Origin of the sequence: Streptomyces sp. VRA16 Mangrove soil, from assembly GCF_017377775.1 — a bacterium.
Lineage (GTDB): Bacteria > Actinomycetota > Actinomycetes > Streptomycetales > Streptomycetaceae > Streptomyces.
This window is the reverse complement of sequence record NZ_JAFVLN010000009.1, coordinates 19,867-42,141: the sequence shown is the minus strand read 5'-3', so window position 1 is coordinate 42,141 and position 22,275 is coordinate 19,867. Positions and strand designations below refer to the sequence as shown.

Below are 22,275 nucleotides of genomic sequence, written 5' to 3'. Positions count from 1 at the left end.
AATGTGCGGAGCATGACCCCGCTCTCCTCTGTCTCCGCGCCCCCTGTCACGCCGCTCGATCTCGGCGGACGCACCGCACTCGTCACCGGCGCCGCCAGCGGCATCGGCCGGGCCTGCGCCCTGCGGCTCGCCGCCGCGGGCGCCAAGGTGCGCGCGGTGGACCGGGACGCCGCAGGACTCGACACCCTGGCCGAACAGGCCGTGGGCATCGAGCCGTACGTCCTGGACCTGACCGACCTCGACGCCGCCGAGGCCGCGGCGGCCGGCACCGACGTGCTCGTGAACAACGCCGGGATCCAACTGGTGCGCCCGGTCGAGGAGTTTCCGACCGACGTCTTCCACACCGTCCTCACGGTGATGCTGGAGGCCCCGTTCCGGCTGATCCGCGGCGCCCTGCCGCACATGTACGAGCAGGGCTGGGGCCGGATCGTGAACCTCTCGTCGGTGCACGGGCTGCGCGCCTCCGCCTTCAAGTCGGCCTACGTCACCGCCAAGCACGGCCTGGAAGGGCTGTCGAAGACGGTGGCCCTGGAGGGCGCCGCGCACGGCGTCACCTCGAACTGTGTGAACCCGGGCTATGTGCGCACCCCGCTCGTCGAGCGGCAGATCGCCGACCAGGCGGCCGCGCACGGCATCCCCGAGGAGCGGGTGCTCGCCGAGGTCATGCTGCAGGACAGCGCCGTCAAGCGGCTCATCGAGCCGGACGAGGTCGCCGAGGCGGTGGCGTACCTGTGTACCCCGCAGGCGTCGTTCATGACAGGCACGTCCCTGGTCCTCGACGGCGGCTGGACCGCGCACTGACGTCCCCGGTCCACGACGGCAGTCGAACCGCCGATATGCGTCCCTTTCGGAGCGATCTGCGGTCACTCGGACGGGTGGCCGCAGTTTCGTGATCGTTCGAGTTGTCCACAGGGCTGGCGGGGCCGGCCGTCCGCCGGGTAATCCTGGTGAGCATGTCGCACCATCCGCCGCACGCAGCCGCAGCCTTTGACCCGGGGAGCGCGCAGGACCCGCAGGGCCCCTTCCTGGAACTGCTCGCCCGGGGCGCGTCCGCCGACGCGTACGAGAAGCCCACGCTGCTCGCCCGCGCCGAGGGCGCCCCGCCCGCGCGGATCGAGGCCCTGGAAGCGGCCAAGCGGCTCGCCCTCGGGGTGCGCGAGGAGATGGAGGGCAGGCGGCGCCGCGAGGCCGAGCTGTCCGCCCTGTTCGAGACCGCGCACGACCTGGCGGGCCTGCGCGACCTCGACGCCGTCCTCCAGGCCATCGTGCAGCGCGCCCGCTCCCTGCTCGGCACCGACGTCGCCTACCTGACGCTCAACGACCCGGCCAGGGGCGACACGTACATGCGCGTCACCGAGGGCTCGGTCGCCGCCCGCTTCCAGCAGCTGCGCCTCGGCATGGGCGAGGGGCTGGGCGGGCTCGTCGCCCAGACCGCCCGCCCGTACGTCACCGACAATTACGGGCAGGACGTGCGCTTCCAGCACACCCGCACCATCGACGCCGGGGTCCACGAGGAAGGACTCGTGGCCATCCTCGGCGTGCCGCTGATGCTCGGTTCCCAGGTGATCGGCGTGCTCTTCGCCTCCGACCGCAGGGCCCGGGTCTTCGCGCGCGAGGAGATCGCGCTGCTCGGCTCGTTCGCCGCACTGGCCGCCGCGGCCATCGACACCGCGAACCTGCTGACCGAGACCCGTGAGGCGCTCGCCGAACTGGAGCGGGCGAACGAGATCATCCGGGACCGCAGCAGCGTCATCGAGCGCGCATCCGACGTGCACGACCGGCTCGCCGAGCTGGTGCTGCGCGGGGGAGGGGTGCACGACGTCGCCGCGGCCGTCTCCCAGGTCATCGACGGGACCGTGGAGTTCACCGACGACCCGGAGGCCGCGCCCGCCGAGGCCCTGGAGGCGTCCCGCGCGGAAGGGCACGCCGTGCGCCGCGGCACGGACTGGGTCGCGGCCGTCACCGCCGGAGGCGAGCTGTTCGGCGCCCTCGTGCTCCGCGGCCACCCAGAACTCGACCCCGTCGACCAGCGCACCCTGGAGCGCGCCGCCATGGTCACGTCGCTGCTGCTGCTCGCCCGGCGCTCCGCCTCCGAGGCCGAGCAGCGGGTGCGCGGTGAGCTCCTCGACGACCTGCTCGACGCCCGGGTCCGCGACCCGCGGCTGCTGCGCGAGCGCGCGGGCCGGCTCGACGCCGATCTGGACGCCGCCCACGTCCTGCTCGCGGCCCGTCTGGAGACCGTCGCCGCCGACGCCGAGGAGGAGGCCGCCGCGCGCCGCCGGCTGGGCGCCGCCGCGGGGCATCTCGCCGCGACCCGGCACGGCCTCGCCGCCGCCCGCGACGGCGGCACCGTCCTGCTCCTCCCGCTGTGCGGGGACGACACGGCCTCCAGGCTCGCCTCTCTCGTCGCCAAGCGGCTCTCCTCCGCGGTCCACGAGGCGGTCACCGTCGGCGCCTCCGCCCCGGTCGACCGGCTCGCCACCCGCACCGACACCGCGGCCGTCGCCTACGCCGAGGCGCAGCGCTGTCTCGACGCGCTACGGGTCCTGGGGCGCGCGGGGGAGGGCGCCGCGGCCGAGGACTTCGGGTTCCTGGGACTGCTGCTCGCCGACAGCCGGGACATCACCGGCTTCGTCGCCCGCACCATCGGGGAGGTCGTCCGCTACGACGAGCAGCGGGGCACCGACCTCGTGCACACGATGGACGCCTACTTCGCGTCCGGGATGAGCCCGGCCCGCACCAAGGACGCCCTGCACGTCCATGTGAACACGGTGGCGCAGCGCTTGGAGCGGATCGGCCGGCTCCTCGGCCCCGGCTGGCAGTCACCGGAGCGGGCCCTGGAGATCCAACTCGCTTTGCGGCTGCACCGGTTGGCGGGCCCGGTCATACGCTGACCCCGTACGCGGGGCGCGTACGGGGTCAGCGGGATGGGCCAGGATGGGCCGGGTCGGGCCGGGTCGGGCCGGTTCGGGCCGGCTCAGACCGGGTCAGGCCGGTTCAGGCGCGGCGTGCGGCGTCGGCGGGCAGTTCGGCCCCGGCCGGCTCCGCGGCCTGCGCCACCTCGTCGTCGGCCGCGTCGACGTCGGCGAGATCGCGGTGCCGGGTCTCCTTGGCGACCCCGACGGCGATCAGGGTCAGGACCACGGCGCCGATCACGTACAGGCTGATCGGGGTGGAGGTGCCGTAGCTGTCCAGGAGCGCCGTGGCGATCAGCGGCGCCGGGGCGCCGGCGGCGACCGACGCGAACTGGGCGCCGATGGAGGCACCGGAGTACCGCATCCGCGTCGCGAACATCTCGGAGAAGAACGCGGCCTGCGGGGCGTACATGGCGCCGTGCAGGATCAGGCCGACGGTCACGGCGAGCACCAGACCGCCGAAGCTCGCCGTGTCGATCAGCTTGAAGAACGGCACGATCCACAGGCCGACACCGGCGGCGCCCAGCAGATAGACCGGGCGGCGTCCGACCCGGTCGGACAGGGCGCCCCAGGCGGGGATGACGGCGAAGTGGATGGCCGACGCGATGAGTACGGCGTTCAGCGCGTCCTGCTTGGAGACGTCCGCGGCCTCGGTCGCGTACACGAGGATGAAGGCGGTGATGACGTAGTAGCTGATGTTCTCGGCCATCCGGGCGCCGATGGCGACCAGGACGTCCCGCCAGTGGTGGCGCAGCACGGCGACGAGCGGCATCTTCTCGACCACGTCGCCCTGCGCGGCCTTGCGGGCCTCGGCGCGCGCCAACGCCTCCTTGAACACCGGGGACTCGTCGACGGAGAGCCGGATCCACAGGCCGACCATCACGAGGATGCCGGAGATCAGGAACGGGATGCGCCAGCCCCAGGAGGTGAACGCCGCGTCGGAGATCAGCGCGGTGAGCGCCGACAGCACACCGGTGGCGAGCAGCTGCCCGGCCGGGGCGCCGGTCTGCGGCCAGGAGGCCCAGAACCCGCGGCGCTTGGCGTCACCGTGCTCGGACACCAGCAGCACCGCGCCGCCCCACTCGCCGCCGAGGGCGAAGCCCTGGACCAGCCGGAGCGTGGTCAGCAGTACCGGTGCGGCCGAGCCGACCGTGGCGTGGGTGGGCAGCAGGCCGATCGCGAAGGTGGCGCCGCCCATCATCAGCAGGCTGACGACCAGCAGCTTCTTGCGGCCGAGCCGGTCGCCGTAGTGACCGAAGACGAGCGCGCCGAGCGGGCGGGCGGCGAATCCGACAGCGTACGTCAGGAACGAGAGCAGGGTGCCGACGAGCGGGTCGGAGTCGGGGAAGAAGAGCTTGTTGAAGACGAGGGCGGCGGCGGAGCCGTAGAGGAAGAAGTCGTACCACTCGATCGTGGTGCCGATCAGACTCGCCGCGACAATGCGCTTGAGGTGGCTCGGAGTTGTCGGGTTCGGCGGAGCGGTTGCTGCGGAGGCCATGTGCACCACTTCCAGGCGGGAAACTTGGGGACGGGGACTCTGTGTGCTGGCACAAACTAGGAACACGCAGGTCAGCGGCACATGTGGCGGGACACCATACTTTTGTGGCCGAGGGTGGTGGGGATTTGCCGCAACTCCTGCCAAAGTCGGGTCGATGAGAACAACTGCATCGAAGCTGCGCCGAGTTGGTGCGACGGCACTCGCCCTTCTGGCGCTGTCGGCCACGGCGCTGGTCACGGCGGGCCCGTCCGCCGCGGTGATCGGCGGCACGCGAAGCACGTACGGGCCGTGGGCGGTGCGCATGCTCGTCGACGGCAAGCCGGAATGCACCGCGACGGCGGTCTCCCGCCGGTGGATCATCAGCGCGTCCCACTGCTTCTTCGAACAGGCGGAGCCCATCGCGGACCGCCGGATCACGTTCCGGGTCGGCGCTCTCGACATGCGCCGCGGGACCGTGGTGCGCCCGGTGCCGGGCCGGCGGGTGGGCAGCGGGGTCGCCGACATGATGCTCGTGAAGGTCGACCCGATGACGGTACGGGTGGCCCGGCTCGCCACCGCCCCGGCCCGGCCCGGCACCGTGCTGCGCCAGTCGGGCTGGGGCGCCACCTGCACCGATGACGAGAACCGCTGCCAGTCGCCCGTGCTCCGGCAATCCACTCTGCGGGTCCTGAAGCCGGACGACCCGCGGTGCGAGGGGTACGCGACGGCGGACGGATCGGACTTCTGCCTCGGCAAGGTCGTGGGCATCCCCGCGGGCGGCGACTCCGGCGGCCCGGTGACGACGCTCGGCCCACGCGGTACGGAGACCCTGGTGGGAGTCTTCGACGCCTCCGACCGGGAGAGCGTCGCCGGCGCGGGCGACGTCTCCCGACAACTGTCCTGGATCCGATCGGTGATCCGACGCTGATGCCTGCCGAGGCGACTACACCTGCCCGCCTGCCCGCCTGCCCGCCTGCCCGACGGTCCGATCCGCAGCCGCTCCCCGCGGGCCGGCCTGCCCGACGGGTCCCCCGGCCTGGGGCGGGCCGGCCCCGCAAGAGGCCGGACAACGTCGCAGCAGACAGGCCTGCAGCAATGGTCCTTGCCGTCAATACCTACGGCGGCGCGGCATCCGGCCCACGATTCCGGAGCAGGCCGATAGCCAGGCCGCCCGTCGGCGCAAGGGGCCACGAGGTGGACGGCCACCGAGGTTCGGCTGCGGCTGTCACCGTGTGGCTCCGCTCATGACTGGCCACTCGTGTTCAAGTCGAGTGCGGAAGCCCGGCCGACCGCGGCAAACAGGATGAGAGGCAGTTCCTTGTCGGCCTGGCCGAGCGCCAGCGCGAGCCAACGACCGCTGTCGGGGAGCGACCACACCTGCATGCTCACGACCTGTTGACTGAGGTAGTCGAGCGGTTCGGGCACCGGCTCTCCCTCGCAACTGGCACGAAGACACGGTCCGAGGTCAACGACGAACGCACTGCCCCACCGATCCGTCAGGCGTGCAGCCAGGTCGTCGAGGCGGGCCCGCAGTTCGGCTTCGGCCTCAGCCCAGGCCTGCCCGTCGTCGTCATCCCAGAAATCCTGACTGACCTGCAGTTCCCGCACATGGTGCTCAGGTCCACCGCCCTCGGAGGCGTCGACATAGGTCGCATCCGGGAACGGCTGCACGGCCAGCGAGTCAATCGTCGAGAGGTACTCCTCGGTGGTCATGGGTGCAGGCTATGGGACCGCGCAGACGACTTCCGCCGCCCGCACACACCCACTGATCGGCCGGACAGCTCCTGGATGGGCCGGAGTCGCGTTGTGCGGACCTCGGCCTGGTGGATGCGTCGGAGTCGCTCCCGAACCCCGGCAACCCCGCCTACCCGACGAGCCGCAGCCGTTCCCCGCAGACCCCCACCCGTACCGTCTGTCCCCAGGTCAGTTCGATCGCGTCCGACTCCATGCCGTCCCCGAAGGCGACGAGCCGTTCCGATTCCACCGTCAGTGACAGGTGCGCCGACGTCGTGAGTTCGCCCGCGCTGAGCCGTGTCCCGGTGACCGGCGAGGGCCACGCCTCGCGGACGAACCACAGCAGGCGGCCGTCCGTCGGGCCCGGCAGCCGGCCCGTGCCGCCGCGCTCCTGCCACACCGAGCGGATCCACCCCGTGGCCCCCGTGCCGGTGCCGATCAGTACTCCGGAGGAGGCCTGGGCCTCGACGACACCCCCGTCGCCGTCGAGGCCCAGGCGGTAGCGGGCGGTGCGGTGTCCTGCCGCACCGACGTAGATCTCGTTGAGCGCCACCAGACGCTGCGCGTCGTCGGTGACGGCCTCCACCATGGTCAGCTCGTCGACGCCGGTGACCCCGGCCGCCGCGGCGGGCAGCAGCCGGGCGACGTCGGAGGGCCGGTGACGCACCAGGACACCGGGATTGCGCCCGGGATCCGCGTCGACGCCCACCACCGGCCGCGCGCCGACGTACTGGGCGACGTTCGCCACGAGCCCGTCCTGGCCGACCGCGACCACCACGTCCTCCGGCCCGAACGGGAACCGGTCCAGATCCGCCCGCTCGACCTGCGCCCGCCGCCAGCTCAACGGCACGGCGGCGCCCGCCTCGGCCAGCGCCCGCTGCGCGCGCCGGTGCCGCTCGGCGACCTCCGCGATGTCGCGGCCGCGCGAGGAGAGGAAGAACGCGGCCTGCCCGTGCGTGCCGTGCCGGGCCACCAACTCCTCGTACTCCGTGGTGCGATGGACCAGCACGGCGCGCGGCGCGAGACTCATTCCGGCCGCCCGCCGCCGGTGCCGAGCCGCGCGAGCAGTCCGGTGAGTACATCGGGGGAGAGGGTCACGCTCTCGACGCGCGGCAGATTCTCGGCGAGCCGCATCCCGGTCAGCGCGCGCAGCGTCGCGGCGTCGGCCTCGCCGTGCACCCGCAGCCAGGCCGCCTGTGCCTGGGCGCGCGCCTCGCCGACCTCGCGGGCGCCCTCCGCCTCCGCACGCGCGAGACCGACCTTCCGCTCCGCCTCGGCCCGTACCCGTACGGCGTCGGCGGCGGCCTTCTCCTCGGCCTCGCGGCGCGCGTTGGCGCCGCGCTGCTCGACCAACCGCTCCTCCCTGCGGGCCAGTTCGATCTGGCTGGCCAGCTCGTTCTCCGCGATGGTGCGCTCGCGCTCCACGGCCACGGCCCGCCGCTCGTACGTCGCCCGGTCCGCCTCCTGCTGGATGCGTTCGCGCGCCGGGGTGCGCAGGGCGCGCTCCACCTCCGGCTCGGGACGCAGCGCCATCACCCGGACCGCGACCACCTCGATGCCGGTGGCGGGCAGCCGCGGCTCCTCACCCAGCCCCGTGGTGACCGCCTCTCGGACGGCGGGCACCCCGTCGGCCAGGGCCGAGGCCAGCTCGGTGCGCGCGAGCACGTCGAGGGCGTGCTGCTGCGCGGTCTCCGTGAGCAGCGTCGCCAGCTGTTCCAGCGGGGCGCCGCGCCAGACGCCGGTGTCCGGGTCGACGGAGAAGTCCAGGTGCGCGGCCGCGACCGCCGGGTCACCGATCCGGTACGTCACCGTCGCCTGCACGGCCACGTCCTGGAAGTCCGCCGTCCGCGCATGGAACGTCATCGCCAACTCCCGGTCGTCGACCGGGACTTCGGAGAGGGCGGCGGACAGGGGCCGGAACCAGAAGCTGACGCCCGCGCCGTCGTGGGCGAGCCGGCCCGAGCGGTGGTGGCGTACGTGGGACGTGGGTGCGGCGCGCAGGTGGCGCCAGCCGAACCGCCGGGTGATGTCTGCCATGTGGGAGCCCCCTTATTAGTGTCATGGTGACTTTAAAGCTGGGCGCGATTTTCGTCAAGGGGACGAGAAAGGGGTCCTGGTCGCAGGGGAGGGGGCTGGTGACGTGAAAGTGAGGTTAGGCTAACCTCACTACGTGCATCCAGGTGAACAGACCGCGGGGCCTTTGCGCTCCCAGGGTCATGAACTGTCGGCGACGGGCGTCACCGTCGCGTACGGGGGCGTCGACGTCGTCCACGACGCGGCGTTGACCGTGCGTCCGGGCGAAGTGACCGTCCTCGTGGGACCGAACGGCAGCGGCAAATCGACGCTGTTGCGGACCCTCGCGCGCTTGCAGAGTCCGAGGACGGCCACGCTCGTTCTCGACCGCGACACCGACGGCCTCGCCCTGAGCCCCCGCGACTTCGCCCGCCGCGTCGCCCTCCTCACCCAGGGGCGGCCCGTGCCCAGCGGCCTGACGGTCCGTGACGTGGTCGAGTTCGGCCGCTACCCGTACCGGGGACGCTGGGGCAAGAGCGACCCGGGCGGGCGCGAGGCCGTGGACCACGCACTCGCGGTGACCGGAGTCGCCGAGCTCGCCGACCGCGGCGCCGAGCACCTGTCCGGCGGGCAGCTCCAGCGGGTCTGGCTCGCCGGGTGCCTCGCCCAGCAGACCGGGGTGCTCCTGCTCGACGAACCCACCACCTATCTCGATCTGCGGTACCAGGTCGAACTCCTCGACCTGATGCGGGACGTGGCCGACGAGCACGGCATCGCCGTCGGCGCCGTCCTGCACGACCTCGACCAGGCCGCGGCCGTCGCCGACCGCATCGTGCTCCTCGACACGGGCCGCGTCGTCGCCGACGGCACCCCCGAGGAGGTCCTGACCGCCGACCGGCTCACCACCACGTACGGCATCCGCATCGAAGTCGACACCGACCCCCTCACCGGCCGCCTGCGCACCCGCGCCGTCGGCCGCCACCACGAACGAACCGAAAGGCTGCGCACCACCCCATGAGACGCCTCCTGATCAGCACGGCCGCCGCCACCGTCGCGGCCCTCGCCCTCACCGCGTGCGGCACCACCGAGCCCGCGGCCGACGCCGACGCCAAGCAGAGCGCGCAGCCCGTCGAACTCACCGACGCCACCGGGGCGAAGGTGAAGCTGGACGGCCCCGCGAAGAAGGTCGTCGGCACCGAGTGGAACGTCGTCGAGAGCCTGATCTCCCTCGGCGTCGACCCGGCCGGCGTCGCCGACGTCAAGGGCTACAAGACGTGGGACAAGGCCGCCCCGCTGACCGACGACGCCAAGGACATCGGCACCCGCGGCGAGCCCAGCATGGACACCGTCGCCGCCCTGAAGCCCGACCTGGTGGTGGCGACGACCGACCTCCCGGCCTCCGCCGTCAAGCAACTGCGCAAGATCGCCCCGGTGCTGACCGTCCGCTCCGCCGACGCCTCCGACCCGATCGGGCAGATGACCGACAACCTCGACCTCATCGCCGAGGCCACCGGCACCACCCAGCAGGCCACGAAGCTCAAGAACGACTTCGAGGCCAAGCTCGCCGACGGCAGGAAGACGCTCGCCGACGCGGGCATGGACGGCGCCGACTACGCCTTCGCCGACGGGTACGTGACGTCAAATCAGGTCTCCGTGCGCCCGTACACCAGCGGTTCGCTGATCGGCGCCGTCGACGAGAAGCTCGGCCTGAAGAACGCCTGGACCGTCAAGGGCGACAAGAGCTACGGACTCGGCACCACGGACGTCGAAGGACTCACCGAACTCCCCGACGACACGCACTTCGCCTACATCGGCAACGACGGCGACAAGAACGCCACCCCGTTCGCCGGCGCCCTCGCCAAGGACAAGGTCTGGACGTCGCTGCCGTTCGTCGAGAAGGGCCGGGTGCACCGACTGCCCGACGGCATCTGGATGTTCGGCGGCCCCGCGTCGATGAACCAGTACGTCGACTCCGTCGTCGAGGCGCTGACCAAGTAACCCATGGCCGTCACCACCACCGCACCCGCCACCCGTCCCAGGACCGCCGCATCCCGCACCGGTGCGGCGGTGGTGACGGCCGCGCTCCTCGTCCTCGTCGCCGCCCTCGCGGTCGTCGACATCACCCAGGGCACCGCGGCCGTCGGCGCCCCCGAGGTCTGGAAGGCGCTCACCGGCCGCGCCGAGTCCGGCGACACGTCCGTCGTCGTCGCCTCCCGGCTGCCGAGAATGTGCGCCGGACTGCTCGTCGGCGCCCTCCTCGGCACCGCGGGCGCCGCCCTCCAGCGGATCAGCCGCAACGTCATCGCCGCACCGGACACCCTCGCCGTCAACGCCGGTTCCTACCTCGCGCTCGGCGTCGTCGCCGTCACCGGGATCTCGCTGCCGCTGGTCGCGTCGTCCGGCGTCGCCTTCGCCGGCGGGCTCGCGGCGGCGGCCGTGGTCCTGGGCCTGTCCGGCCTCGGCGCCGGCACCGTACGGCTCGTCCTCGCGGGCAGCGCCCTCACCCTCGGCCTGACCGCCGTCACCGAGGGCCTGCTGCTGCTCTTCCCGCAGCAGACGGAGGGCCTGTACGCCTGGAACCAGGGCAGCATCGCGCAGCACGGCTTCGACGGCGTCCTGCAGATGCTCCCCGTCGGCGCCGTCGGGCTCGCGGGCCTGCTGCTGCTCGCCCGCCGCGTCGACGCCCTGGCACTCGGCGACGACGCGGCCCGTGGCGTCGGCGTCCCGGTCCGCGCCACCCGGATCGCCGCCGTCGTCCTCTCCGCGCTGCTCTCCGCCGCCGCCGTCACCCTCGCGGGGCCCATCGGCTTCGTCGGCCTGTGCGCGCCCGCGCTCGTGCGCGCCCTGACCCGCAGGTTCCACACCTTCACCCGGTCCCGTGCCGCGCTGAGCCTCGCCGCGCTGACCGGCGCGGCCCTCGTGCTCGGCTCCGACGTGCTGCTGCGCGCGGTCGTCCCGGCGGACGCCGCCGTCGCCGTGCCCACCGGTGTCGTCACCAGCCTGGTCGGCGCGGTCTTCCTCGTCGTCATGGCGGCGCGCGTACGGGACACCGGCGGCGCCGCCCCGGTCGACCGGATCCGGCTGCGCAGCCGCACCGTCTTCGCCGCCACCACGCTCGCCCTGGTCGCCGTGACCGTGGGCGCGGCCGTCGCCGCCCTGCTGCTCGGGGACAGCAAACTGCTCCTCGGCGACGTCATCAACTGGGCGCAGGGCAGGGCGGGACGGACGGTCTCGTTCGTCCTGGACACCCGGACACCCCGCGTCGTCGCCGCCCTGCTCGCGGGGGCGGCGCTCGCCCTCGCGGGGACCCTCATCCAGGCCGTCACCCGTAACCCTCTCGCCGAACCGGGCGTGCTGGGCGTGACGAACGGCGCGGCCGTGGGAGCGGTCCTGCTCGTCACGACGGTCCCGATGGCCGGGACGTGGAGCGTCGCCGGGGGAGCGTTCGCGGGCGCCGCGCTCAGCGCGGTCATCGTCTTCGGCCTCGCCGCCAAGGGCGGATTCCAGCAGAACCGGCTCGTCCTCGTCGGCTTCGGCGTCGCCACCGGAGCCGCCGCCCTGACCAGCCTGATGATCATCCTCACCGACCCGTTCAACGCGGCGAAGGCGCTGACCTGGCTCGCCGGATCCACGTACGGGCGCACCCTCACCGACTCGGTGCCGCTCGCCGTCGTCCTCGTCGTGGGCGTCTGCGCCGCCGTCGTCCGCCGCGACGCACTCGACCTCGTCTCGCTCGACGAGGACACCCCGCGCCTGCTCGGCCTCGACCTGAGCCGCGCGCGCCTCGGCTTCCTCGTCCTGGGCGTCCTGCTCAGCGCCACGGCGGTCGCCGCCGCGGGCACCATCGGCTTCGTCGGCCTCGTCGCCCCGCACGCGGCCCGCGCCCTGGTCGGCCGCCGCCACGCCCGGGTCCTCCCGGTCGCCCTCCTTCTCGGCGCCGCCCTCGTCTGCACGGCCGACCTCCTGGGCCGCACCGTGATCGCCCCGGCCCAGCTGGGGGCGGGCCTCATGACGGCCGTGATCGGGACGCCGTACTTCCTGTATCTGCTGGGGCGGGGGAGGGGAGCCGGGCGCGGCTGATCCGTGCGGAGCCCGGCGCCGCACGCACGGGTGGCCCCGGCCGACCGGCCGGGAAGCCGCCCCGCACCGCTCCACGCGATCTTGACCCCGGACCCCTTTCGAACATGGCCCGGCGACGAGATATCTTGATGTCGAGCAATATTGAGCAGACTGAGAAACCTGCCGACGACATGGAAGACGTGGAGCGGAGCACCCGGTGACTGACTCGACCATTATTTACACGCACACTGACGAGGCCCCGGCCCTCGCGACGTACTCCTTCCTGCCGGTCATCGAGGCCTACGCGTCCACCGCCGGTGTGCGCGTCGAGACCCGCGACATCTCCCTGGCCGGGCGTATCATCGCCTCCTTCCCGGAGTACCTGAACGAGGACCAGCGCATCGCGGACGCCCTCGCCGAGCTGGGCGAGCTGGCCAAGACGCCGCAGGCCAACATCATCAAGCTGCCGAACATCTCGGCGTCCATCCCGCAGCTCAAGGCCGCCGTCGCCGAGCTGCAGGAGCAGGGCTACGCGCTCCCGAACTACCCGGACGAGCCGAAGACGGACGAGGAGCGCGAGATCCGCGCCCGCTACGACAAGATCAAGGGTTCCGCCGTGAACCCGGTCCTGCGTGAGGGCAACTCGGACCGCCGCGCCCCCGCCTCGGTGAAGAACTACGCCAAGGCCCACCCGCACCGCATGGGTGCCTGGACCGCCGAGTCCAAGACCAACGTCGCCACGATGGGCGAGAACGACTTCCGGTCCACCGAGAAGTCCACCACCATCGCCGCCGACGGCGCCCTGCGCATCGAGCTCGTCGCCGACAACGGCACCACCACCGTGCTGCGCGAGTCCGTCCCGGTCCTCGCCGGTGAGGTCGTCGACGCCTCCGTCCTGCGCGTCGCCGCCCTGCGCGAGTTCCTGACCGCCCAGGTCGCCCGCGCCAAGGAAGAGGGCGTGCTGTTCTCCGCGCACCTCAAGGCCACGATGATGAAGGTCTCCGACCCGATCATCTTCGGTCACGTCGTCCGCGCCTTCTTCCCGGAGACGTTCGCCCGCTTCGGCGCCGACCTGGCGGCCGCCGGTCTCTCCCCGAACGACGGTCTGGGCGGCATCTACAAGGGCCTGGAGTCGCTCGCCAACGGCGCCGAGATCAAGGCGTCCTTCGAGGCCGAGCTCGCCGCGGGTCCCGACCTGGCGATGGTCGACTCGGACCGCGGCATCACCAACCTGCACGTCCCGTCCGACGTCATCATCGACGCCTCCATGCCGGCGATGATCCGCACCTCGGGCCACATGTGGGACAAGGACGGCAACGAGGCCGACACCCTCGCCGTCATCCCGGACTCCTCCTACGCCGGCGTGTACCAGGCCGTCATCGAGGACTGCCGCGCCCACGGCGCCTACGACCCGTCGACCATGGGCTCCGTCCCGAACGTCGGCCTCATGGCGCAGAAGGCCGAGGAGTACGGCTCCCACGACAAGACCTTCGAGATCCCGGCCACCGGCACCGTCCGCCTGGTCGACACCGACGGCAACGTCGTGCTGGAGCAGACGGTCTCCGAGGGCGACATCTTCCGCGCCTGCCAGACCAAGGACGCCCCGATCAAGGACTGGGTCAAGCTCGCCGTCACGCGCGCCCGCGCCACCGGTGACCCGGCCGTCTTCTGGCTGGACGAGGGCCGCGCCCACGACGCCCAGCTGATCGCCAAGGTCAAGGCGTACCTGCCGGAGTTCGACTCCGAGGGCCTGGACATCAAGATCCTCTCCCCGGAGGACGCCACCAAGCTCTCCGTCGAGCGCATCCGCCAGGGCCTGAACACCATCTCGGTGACCGGCAACGTGCTGCGCGACTACCTGACCGACCTCTTCCCGATCCTGGAGCTGGGCACCAGCGCCAAGATGCTGTCGGTCGTCCCGCTGATGAACGGCGGCGGCCTCTTCGAGACGGGCGCCGGCGGCTCCGCCCCGAAGCACGTCCAGCAGCTGGTCAAGGAGAACTACCTGCGCTGGGACTCGCTCGGTGAGTTCCTCGCCCTGGCCGTCTCCTTCGAGCACCTCGCCACCACCACGGACAACGCCCGTGCGAAGGTCCTCGGCGAGACCCTCGACCGCGCCACCGGCACCTTCCTCAACGAGGACAAGTCGCCGACCCGTCGCCTCGGCGGCATCGACAACCGCGGCAGCCACTTCTACGTCGCCCTGTACTGGGCCCAGGAGCTGGCCCGGCAGACCGCCGACGCCGAGCTCGCCAAGGCCTTCGCGCCGCTCGCCGAGACCCTCGCGGCGAACGAGCAGAAGATCGTCGACGAGCTGATCGCCGTCCAGGGCTCGCCGGCCGACATCGGCGGCTACTTCCAGCCCGACCCGGCCAAGGCCGCCAAGGTGATGCGCCCGTCGCAGACCCTGAACGAGGCCCTCGCCACCCTCGCCTGATCCCCGTAGCGGATCCACTGCCCCGGCCGGCCTCGCGCCCGCCGGGGCAGTGCGCTGTTCACGTTGCGCCGAAGCGGCCGCATTTGATGCCCTTCTTATGCCCTGACCTGGGTAGGCTGCGGCGATGAGCACTCTGGATGACGCCCGTCCGGGCATGGACCCGGCGATCCGACCGCAGGACGACCTCTTCGGCCATGTCAACGGCCACTGGCTGGCGACCGAGCCGATCCCCGACGACCGCTCCAGCTGGGGCCCCTTCGTGCAGCTCGTGGACGTCGCCGAGCAGCAGGTGAAGGAGATCATCCAGGAGATCGCGGCCGGCGGCCCCACCAGCCTGGAAGCGGGCGAGGCGCGCAAGATCGCCGATCTGTACGCGTCGTTCATGGACGAGGAGGCCGTCGAGGCCCGTGGCCTCGACCCGGTCCGCCCGCTCCTCGACGAGGTCGCCGCGCTCAGCGACGTCCGTCAACTCGCGTCCTTCATCGGCCGCTTCGAGCGCACCGGCGGTTCCGGTCTGTTCGGCTCGTACGTCGACACCGACGACCGTGACTCGGACCGTTACCTCTACAACATCCTCCAGGGCGGCCTCGGCCTGCCCGACGAGTCGTACTACCGCGACGAGAAGTTCGCCGAGACCCGTGAGAAGTACGAGGCGTACCTGACCGAGCTGTTCACGCTCGGCGAGCACGCCGAGCCGGCCGCCGCCGCGCGCACCGTCCTCGCCCTGGAGACCCGCCTCGCCGAGGGCCACTGGGAGCGCGCCGAGACGCGCGACGTGCAGAAGACGTACAACCTCACCACCTTCGACGAGCTGACCAAGCTGGCCCCGGCGTTCGACTGGCGCGCCTACGTCGACGCGCTCGGCGGCAGCGACGACACGCTCGCCCAGTCCTGCGTGCGCCAGCCGTCCTACCTCGCGCACCTGTCGACGGTCCTCACCGAGACGCCCGTCGAGCAGTGGCGCGACTGGCTGCTCGCGCGCGTGCTGCGCTCCAGCGCCCCTTACCTGTCCTCCGCGTTCGTGCGGAACAACTTCGAGTTCTACGGGCGCACGCTCAACGGCACGCCGGAGCTGCGGGCCCGCTGGAAGCGTGCCGTGCAGTTCGTCGAGGGCGCCATGGGCGAGGCCGTCGGCAAGGAGTACGTGGCCCGGCACTTCCCGCCGGCGTCCAAGGCGCTCATGGACGAGCTGGTCGCCAACCTCCTGGAGGCCTACCGGCAGTCCATCGGCGCGCTCGACTGGATGACGGACGAGACCAAGGAGCGGGCCTACGAGAAGCTCGCCACGTTCCGCCCGAAGATCGGCTACCCGGACCGGTTCCGCGACTACTCCGCGCTGAGCGTCGTCCCCGACGACCTGCTCGCCAACGCCTACGCCGCCGACGCCTTCGAGCACGACCGGCAGATGGCGAAGATCGGCGCGCCGGTCGACCGCGACGAGTGGTTCATGCTGCCGCAGACGGTGAACGCGTACTACAACCCGGGCACGAACGAGATCTGCTTCCCGGCGGGCATCCTCCAGAAGCCGTTCTTCTCGCCGGACGCGGACCCCGCCGAGAACTACGGTGGCATCGGCGCGGTCATCGGCCACGAGATCGGCCACGGCTTCGACGACCAGGGCGCCCAGTACGACGGCCAGGGCAACCTGAACGACTGGTGGACCGCCGACGACAAGGCCGCCTTCGAGACCAAGTCCAAGGCGCTCATCAACCAGTACGACGGCTTCGAGCCGCGCAACCTGCCCGGCGAGCGCGTCAACGGCTCGCTCACCGTCGGCGAGAACATCGGGGACCTCGGCGGCCTGACCATCGGGCACACCGCGTACCTGATCTCGCTCGAAGGCGCGGACGTGCCGGTCGACGAGGAGGGCATCAGCGGCTCGCAGCGGCTGTTCCTCAACTGGGCGTACTGCTGGCGCACCAAGCGGCGCAAGGAGCAGGAGCAGCAGTACCTGACGATCGACCCGCACTCGCCGCCGGAGTTCCGCGCGAACATCGTGCGGAACCTGGACGAGTTCCACGAGGCGTTCGCCACGGAGGCGGGGGACGGGTTGTGGCTGGACCCGGCCGAGCGGGTCCGTATCTGGTAGTGGCGGTGCGGCGGGCCGGGAGGTGGACGCCTCCCGGCCCGCCGTCACAGGGCTCCGCCCCGGACCCCCGCTCCTCGATCGCCGGAGGCGCTCAGCTGCCGAGGGCGCGCTTGAGGAACTCCACCGAGCTCGCCCACGCCCGCTCCGACGACTCCTTGTCGTACACCTCGGGCCGTCCGTCGTTGAAGAACGCGTGGTCCGCCGGGTACATGCGGAACTCCGGCACGACGCCCGACTGCTCCTCGATGTGGCGGCGCAGACCGTCCAGCGTGGCCACCGGGACCGTCTCGTCCCGCTCGCCGTAGTGGCCGAGGATCTGGGCCTTGAGGCCCGAGAAGTCGGGGACCTCGCCCTGGATGACGCCGTAGAACGGTACGGCCGCGCTCACCCGCGGGTCCTTGGCCGCCAGGTACAGGACGAAGCCGCCGCCCATGCAGAAACCGACCGTGCCGACCGTGTCCGAGGTGACCTCGGGCAGCCCCAGCAGATGGTCGACGGCGCCGGACAGCAGCTCCACGCCGCGCTCCACCGGCAGCTCCTGCATCATGCGGAACGCCTCGCCGGAGTCGTGCGCCACGTTCCCGCCGTACAGGTCGGGGGCGAGCGCGACGAACCCCTCGGCCGCGAGCCGGTCGGTCACGTCCGCGATGTGGTCGGTCAGCCCCCACCACTCCTGGATGACGATGACGCCGGGGCCGCTCCCCGAGGGCGGCAGGGCCAGATAGCCGTGCGCGGTCGTGCCGTTGCTGTCGAACGTCACGTTCTGGTGGGCCGGCTTGCCGGTGGGCCGGGGGGAATCCGACATCACTGCCTCCTGTGTTCGGTGCTGGGGGCAACGATGCCATCCCACCTGTGACGACATGTGATGGGGCCGCCGTCTCCCTGAAGACGGCGGCCCCTGCCGGATCACGCGGGGATCGTCACATGTGGACGACCGGCGCCGCGTCCGGGTCCTGCTGCACGGCCCCGCGCCGGTACAGCAGGAGCGTGATGACCGCGCCGGCGGCGAAGAAGCCCGCCGACCACCAGAACGCGGTCGTGTAGCTCTCGATCGTGGCCTGCGCCTGGTTCAGCTTGTCCGCGGGGTTGTGGCTCGCGAGGTAGCTGGTGGCGGCGCTGGCCGCGAGGGTGCTCAGCAGCGCGGTGCCGATCGAGCCGCCGACCTGCTGCATGGTGTTGACCGTCGCGGAGGCCACCCCCGCGTCCTCGGCGCCGATCCCGCTGGTGGCCAGCGACATCGCGGGCGGCATCACGGCGCCCAGGCCCGCGCCGATCACGAGCAGCTGCGGCAGGACGTCCGTGGAGAAGGACGAGTCCAGACCGATCCCGGTGAGCCAGACCATGCCGATCGCGGCGAGGGCGAAACCGGCGGGGATGACGATCTTGGGGCCGAACCGCGGCACGAGCATCGTCGTGGAGACCTGGGCCATGACCATCAGGGCGGCCATCATCGGCAGGAACGCGACACCGGTCTTCGTGGGGCTGAAGCCGAGGTTGAGCTGCAGGTAGTAGGTGAGGAAGAGGAACACGCCGAACATGCCCGCGCCGGTGACGAGAACGGAGACGAAGGAGGCGGCACGGTCCCGGTCGAGCAGGACGCGCATCGGCAGCAGCGGGTGCTTCGCCCGGGTCTGCCACCAGGTGAAGGCGAGCAGCAGCACACCGCCGGCGAGCAGGAAGCCCCAGGTCTGCGGGGAGCTCCAGTCGTGGGTCTCGGCGTTGGAGAAGCCGTAGACGACGGCGAAGAGTCCGGAGGAGACGAGCAGGGTGCCGGGCAGGTCGAGCTTGGCGCCCGCCGCGTCCCGGTGGTTGCCCAGGAGCAGCCAGCCGCCGACGAAGGCGACGACCGCGAAGACCAGGTTCACGTACAGCGTCCAGCGCCAGTCGAGGGCGTCGGTGAGCAGACCGCCGAGCAGCAGGCCGACGGCGCCGCCCGCACCGGCGATCGCGCCGTAGACGCTGAACGCCTTGGCGCGTTCCTTGGCGTCGGTGAACGTCGTGTTGAGCAGGGACAGCGCGGCCGGGGCCAGCAGGGCGCCGAAGACACCCTGCAGCGCGCGGGCCGTGACCAGCATGCCGAACCCGGTCGACGCGCCGCCGAGGACGGAGGCCCCCGCGAAGCCGACGATGCCGATGAGGAAGGCGGGCTTGCGGCCGAAGAGGTCGGCGATCCGGCCGCCGAGCAGCAGCAGGGAGGCGAAGGCGAGCGCGTAGGCGGTGACGACCCACTGCCGGTTGTCGTTCGAGAAGCCCAGGTCCTGCTGGGCGGAGGGCAGCGCGATGTTCACGATGGTCGCGTCGAGCACGACCATCAGCTGGGCGATGCCGATGATGCCGAGGATCCACCAGCGCCTGCGGGACGCCTCGTGGGCGTCCTGCGCGGGCGGGGCCGAGGTGCCGGCGGCCTCGACCGTGTCGGTCTGGGACATGAGAGCCACTCCAGGGAAGTGAGGGACACGAGAGCCGGGCGGCTCGGAAGGCCGCGTCAAGCAAGTGAACGAAACCGTTTCGTTCAGGTCCTCGATGAGCGTAAGCCCTCCCTGAGCGAAACGGCAACGTTTCGCTAGTGGGGTGACGCAGGTAACAGCCCCGGAACGCGCCGATGTCCGGCGCTCCCGTGGGGGAGCGCCGGACATCGGCGGGTGCGGTGCGGCGGGTCAGTCGCCGTTCTTGGCCTTGTGCAGGGCCGAGATGCAGGTCGAGATCGCCTGCTGCAGCTCCTCCAGGCGCTGCAGCATGTCGTCCTCGACGATGTCGTCGATCTCCTCGACGTCGTCGAAGGTCAGCTCCTCGAACGCCTTCGTGGCCTTCTGGATGCTGCTGTAGAACTTCGCGCGCCGCTCCTGGACCCGCAGTTCGGGATCCTTCTCGACGGTCTCGGCGACCAGCGTGCGCACGGTGTCGTAGGCCTCGCGGGCCCACTCGCCGGCCTCTTCGTCCTCGTCCAGCTCGTCGATGAGGGAGAGGTGGCGCTCCGCCTCCTCGCGCAGCGAGCGCGGCGCCTCGATCGTCTGACCGGCGGGCGTCCTGACCTGCCCGTCCTCGACGATCTTGCGCACGTACTCCAGCTGACCGCCGGTCTTGCTCTCCTCGGCGACCGCCTTCTTCAGGTCGTCGGTGCGCACGATGTCCCGGGCCAGGCCCGTGCGCAGCACCGGGTCCTCGCCGAGGCGGTCCATCAGCGCCTTGCGGGCGGCCTCCGCGGTGCCCGGGTCGGCGAGGATCGCCGCCCGCAGCGCCGTCGGGTTCTCGGCGACCTCCAGGGCCTTCGTCGGGCGGATGCCCTCGGCCTCGGCGGCCTCCGTGATCGCCTGGCCGCGCACCGACGTCGCGCTGGAGCGGGAGACGTAGTAGGACAGCCAGACGTCGGCGTCCGGCAGCTCGATGTCGACGCCGGGAGCCAGCGACTCGAACTGCGGCACGATGCCGTCGTCCGCGGCGCGGTCCCACGCCTTGTAGAACCGCATGACGCGGTCGGCCGAGCAGCCCGCCAGCTCGGCGAACTTCCGCGCCGAGACCTTGGCGCTCTCGCCGGCCGGCTGCCCGCCGGGCCGCACGCTGCGGGCCACCTTGAGGGCGAACGCCCAGCCGCCGGTACGGGCGTAGACGCCGAACTCATGGGCGTCATGGGTGATCGACTCCGGAATCTCGCCGGAGACCGCGTCCTCGTCCTCCTCCTCGACGTCTCGGACGTCTTCGATGTCCCCGGCCTCTGCTGCCTCCTCGGTCGGCGCGGGGACGGCGGAATCGGCCGCGGGCTGCCAGAAGTTCCCCGGCTCCTCGGGGGCCTCGGACGCCTCGGCGGCAGGGGTGTCGGTCGACGGGGTCCACATGTTCGCGGTGTCCCCCGGCTCGGCCTTCTCCTCGACCGTCGCGACGGGCTCCGAACCGGGTTCCGAGCCGGGCGTCGGGACGGCTGCTTCGGGCGAGTCGATGGCTACGGTCACGTAGATACTCCTGGGTGATCAGGCGCGTGAAGGTTGACGGAACACTTTATCGCTCCGATTGAGGTGATTTGCGCGCCAGTTGTCGCGCCGCGCCTGGCGGAGGGGTCTCGCGGGTGATCCTGCCGCCTGTCCGCGGCGCGACCGTGACCCCGTGCCGGGCCCGTCGTTCGAGGCTCCCCCTCCATCGACCGACGGGCCCGGGCCTCGACCGTGCGCCGCGGCGGGAGTGCGAGGACACGGGAGGCTCTGCGCAGCAGCATCTCAAGGGGGCGGATGGTTGAAAGGGGGCCGATGGACCCTCGCGGGGGGCCGAACGGCCCGCGTTCTCCGGCACGGCTACACGGCGCCGTCCTTCCGCAGCGCCGCGCGGGCCGCCGCGTCGTACCCCAGTTCCGCCAGCACCGCCTCCGTGTGCTCGCCCGCACCGGGCACCGCGTCCATGCGCGGCTCCACCCCGCGCAGGCTCGCCGGCGGCACGAGCGCGCGGACCGGGCCGCCCGGGGTCGCGACGTCACGCCACCGGTCGCGGCCGCTCAGGACCGGGTGGGCGACGAGGTCGGCGACCGTGTTGAGCCGTGCGTTCGCCACCTTCGCCCGGTCCAGGAGAGCGGTGGCCGCGTCCGCGGTGAGCTCGGCGAAGCGGGCCGTGACGATCGCGTCGAGCTCGCCGCGGCGTGCCACACGGGCCGAGTTGCGGTGGAAGCGCGGGTCGGCGGCGAGCGCGGCGTCGTCGAGGAACACGGCGCAGAAGGAGGCCCACTCGCGCTCGTTCTGGATCGCGAGCAGCACCGTCCTCCCGTCGGCGGCGTCGTACGGGCCGTACGGCGCGATGGTCGCGTGCGCGGCGCCGACGCGTGGCGGCTGGGACCCCGAGTACTGCGTGTAGTACGCGGGGTAGCCCATCCACTCCGCGAGCGCCTCGAACAGCGACACCGAGACGGCCCGCGCGACGCCCGTCGCCCGGCGCTCGTACAGGGCGGTGAGGATGCCCGAGAACGCGTACATCCCGGCCGCGATGTCGGCGACCGCGATGCCCACCTTCGCGGGCGCGTCGGGCGCCCCCGTCACCGACACCACACCGGTCTCGCACTGCACGAGCAGGTCGTACGCCTTGCGGTCGGCCCACGGTCCGTCGGCGCCGTACCCGGAGATGTCGCAGACGATCAGCGAGGGATGGCGCTGCTCCAGCTCCCGCGCGGACAGGCCGAGCCGGGCCGCGGCGCCCGGCGCGAGGTTCTGCACGAACACGTCCGCCTCGGCGAGCAGCCGCTCCAGGACCTCGCGCCCGCCCGGCGTCTTCACGTCGAGCGTCACCGAGTCCTTGGACCGGTTCAGCCACACGAAGTGACTGGACTGGCCGTGCACCGTCTCGTCGTAGCGCCGGGCGAAGTCGCCGCCGCCGGGCCGCTCCACCTTGATCACCCGCGCGCCCAGATCGGCGAGCTGGCGGGTGGCGAACGGCGCGGCCACCGCCTGTTCCAGGCTGACGACGGTGACCCCCTCCAGGGGCAGTCGGGCGGCGGCCATCGATGTTCCTCCGTGCTCGTACGGTGCGACGTGACCGCACGGTATGCGACGCCGCCCCGCCGTCCAACGGCAGGGCG

At 72.1% G+C, this 22,275-nt stretch carries 16 protein-coding genes and 1 pseudogene; 9 read left to right on the top strand and 8 right to left on the bottom strand.

All coding sequences use genetic code 11. The annotated features are described in order from the left end of the window. Positions 1 to 12 precede the first annotated feature (12 nt). Entirely contained in the window at positions 13 to 801 is a 789-nt protein-coding gene (locus J3486_RS24155; RefSeq protein ID WP_207823661.1) for a 3-hydroxybutyrate dehydrogenase, read from the top strand. Positions 802 to 953: 152 nt separating this feature from the next. Continuing rightward, positions 954 to 2,894, top strand: a complete 1,941-nt coding sequence (locus J3486_RS24150) for a GAF domain-containing protein (protein WP_207823659.1) — start codon at positions 954 to 956, stop codon at positions 2,892 to 2,894. Between the two features lie 103 nt (positions 2,895 to 2,997). On the opposite strand, the gene J3486_RS24145 is transcribed toward J3486_RS24150, so the two are convergent. Next, positions 2,998 to 4,413 (bottom strand): MFS transporter, encoded by a 1,416-nt coding sequence (locus J3486_RS24145; protein ID WP_207823657.1) that lies wholly within the window; start codon positions 4,411 to 4,413, stop codon positions 2,998 to 3,000. A gap of 154 nt (positions 4,414 to 4,567) precedes the next feature. Here J3486_RS24145 and J3486_RS24140 point away from each other — a divergent pair, with 154 nt between their 5' ends. Beyond that, positions 4,568 to 5,320, top strand: a complete 753-nt coding sequence (locus J3486_RS24140; protein WP_207823655.1) for a trypsin-like serine protease — start codon at positions 4,568 to 4,570, stop codon at positions 5,318 to 5,320. Positions 5,321 to 5,415: 95 nt separating this feature from the next. Next, positions 5,416 to 5,606, top strand: a pseudogene (locus J3486_RS44280) (IS5/IS1182 family transposase); the annotation flags it as partial. Positions 5,607 to 5,634: 28 nt separating this feature from the next. Here J3486_RS44280 and J3486_RS24135 read toward each other — a convergent pair. The 3 genes from J3486_RS24135 to J3486_RS24125 form a co-directional block, all read right to left on the bottom strand. Continuing rightward, positions 5,635 to 6,105, bottom strand: a complete 471-nt coding sequence (locus tag J3486_RS24135) for a hypothetical protein (RefSeq protein ID WP_207823653.1) — start codon at positions 6,103 to 6,105, stop codon at positions 5,635 to 5,637. Positions 6,106 to 6,256: 151 nt separating this feature from the next. Next, entirely contained in the window at positions 6,257 to 7,156 is a 900-nt protein-coding gene (locus tag J3486_RS24130) for an NAD(+)/NADH kinase (protein ID WP_207823651.1), read from the bottom strand. Continuing rightward, positions 7,153 to 8,163 (bottom strand): SPFH domain-containing protein, encoded by a 1,011-nt coding sequence (locus J3486_RS24125; RefSeq protein WP_207823649.1) that lies wholly within the window; start codon positions 8,161 to 8,163, stop codon positions 7,153 to 7,155. Before J3486_RS24125 ends, J3486_RS24130 begins: the two co-directional genes overlap by 4 nt. A gap of 133 nt (positions 8,164 to 8,296) precedes the next feature. On the opposite strand from J3486_RS24125, the gene J3486_RS24120 reads away from it, so the two are divergent. The 5 genes from J3486_RS24120 (at position 8,297) to J3486_RS24100 (ending at position 16,724) form a co-directional block, all read left to right on the top strand. Continuing rightward, positions 8,297 to 9,157, top strand: a complete 861-nt coding sequence (locus J3486_RS24120; protein ID WP_207823646.1) for an ABC transporter ATP-binding protein — start codon at positions 8,297 to 8,299, stop codon at positions 9,155 to 9,157. Then, the gene (locus J3486_RS24115) at positions 9,154 to 10,137 is read left to right on the top strand and encodes an iron-siderophore ABC transporter substrate-binding protein (RefSeq protein ID WP_207823644.1); all 984 of its coding nucleotides are present in this window, start codon (positions 9,154 to 9,156) and stop codon (positions 10,135 to 10,137) included. The genes J3486_RS24120 and J3486_RS24115 overlap by 4 nt, the downstream gene beginning before the upstream one ends. Before the next feature lie 3 nt (positions 10,138 to 10,140). Further along, positions 10,141 to 12,219, top strand: coding sequence for an iron ABC transporter permease (locus tag J3486_RS24110; protein ID WP_207823642.1), 2,079 nt, complete (start codon positions 10,141 to 10,143; stop codon positions 12,217 to 12,219). A 196-nt stretch (positions 12,220 to 12,415) separates the two neighbouring features. After that, entirely contained in the window at positions 12,416 to 14,635 is a 2,220-nt protein-coding gene (locus tag J3486_RS24105) for an NADP-dependent isocitrate dehydrogenase (RefSeq protein ID WP_207823640.1), read from the top strand. Between the two features lie 124 nt (positions 14,636 to 14,759). Beyond that, a complete protein-coding gene (locus tag J3486_RS24100; RefSeq protein ID WP_229378512.1) occupies positions 14,760 to 16,724 on the top strand; it encodes a M13 family metallopeptidase in 1,965 nt (654 codons plus the stop codon). A 91-nt stretch (positions 16,725 to 16,815) separates the two neighbouring features. Here J3486_RS24100 and J3486_RS24095 read toward each other — a convergent pair whose 3' ends face one another. From J3486_RS24095 to J3486_RS24080, 4 genes are all read right to left on the bottom strand, one after another. Continuing rightward, the gene (locus J3486_RS24095) at positions 16,816 to 17,529 is read right to left on the bottom strand and encodes a dienelactone hydrolase family protein (protein ID WP_207823638.1); all 714 of its coding nucleotides are present in this window, start codon (positions 17,527 to 17,529) and stop codon (positions 16,816 to 16,818) included. Positions 17,530 to 17,644: 115 nt separating this feature from the next. Next, the gene (locus J3486_RS24090; protein ID WP_207823637.1) at positions 17,645 to 19,153 is read right to left on the bottom strand and encodes an MFS transporter; all 1,509 of its coding nucleotides are present in this window, start codon (positions 19,151 to 19,153) and stop codon (positions 17,645 to 17,647) included. A gap of 228 nt (positions 19,154 to 19,381) precedes the next feature. Continuing rightward, positions 19,382 to 20,671 (bottom strand): hypothetical protein, encoded by a 1,290-nt coding sequence (locus tag J3486_RS24085; protein WP_207823635.1) that lies wholly within the window; start codon positions 20,669 to 20,671, stop codon positions 19,382 to 19,384. Positions 20,672 to 21,007: 336 nt separating this feature from the next. Beyond that, positions 21,008 to 22,198 carry a CaiB/BaiF CoA-transferase family protein gene (locus tag J3486_RS24080; RefSeq protein ID WP_207823634.1) on the bottom strand — a complete coding sequence of 397 codons (1,191 nt, stop codon included), beginning with the start codon at positions 22,196 to 22,198 and terminating at the stop codon, positions 21,008 to 21,010. Between the last annotated feature and the right edge of the window lie 77 nt (positions 22,199 to 22,275).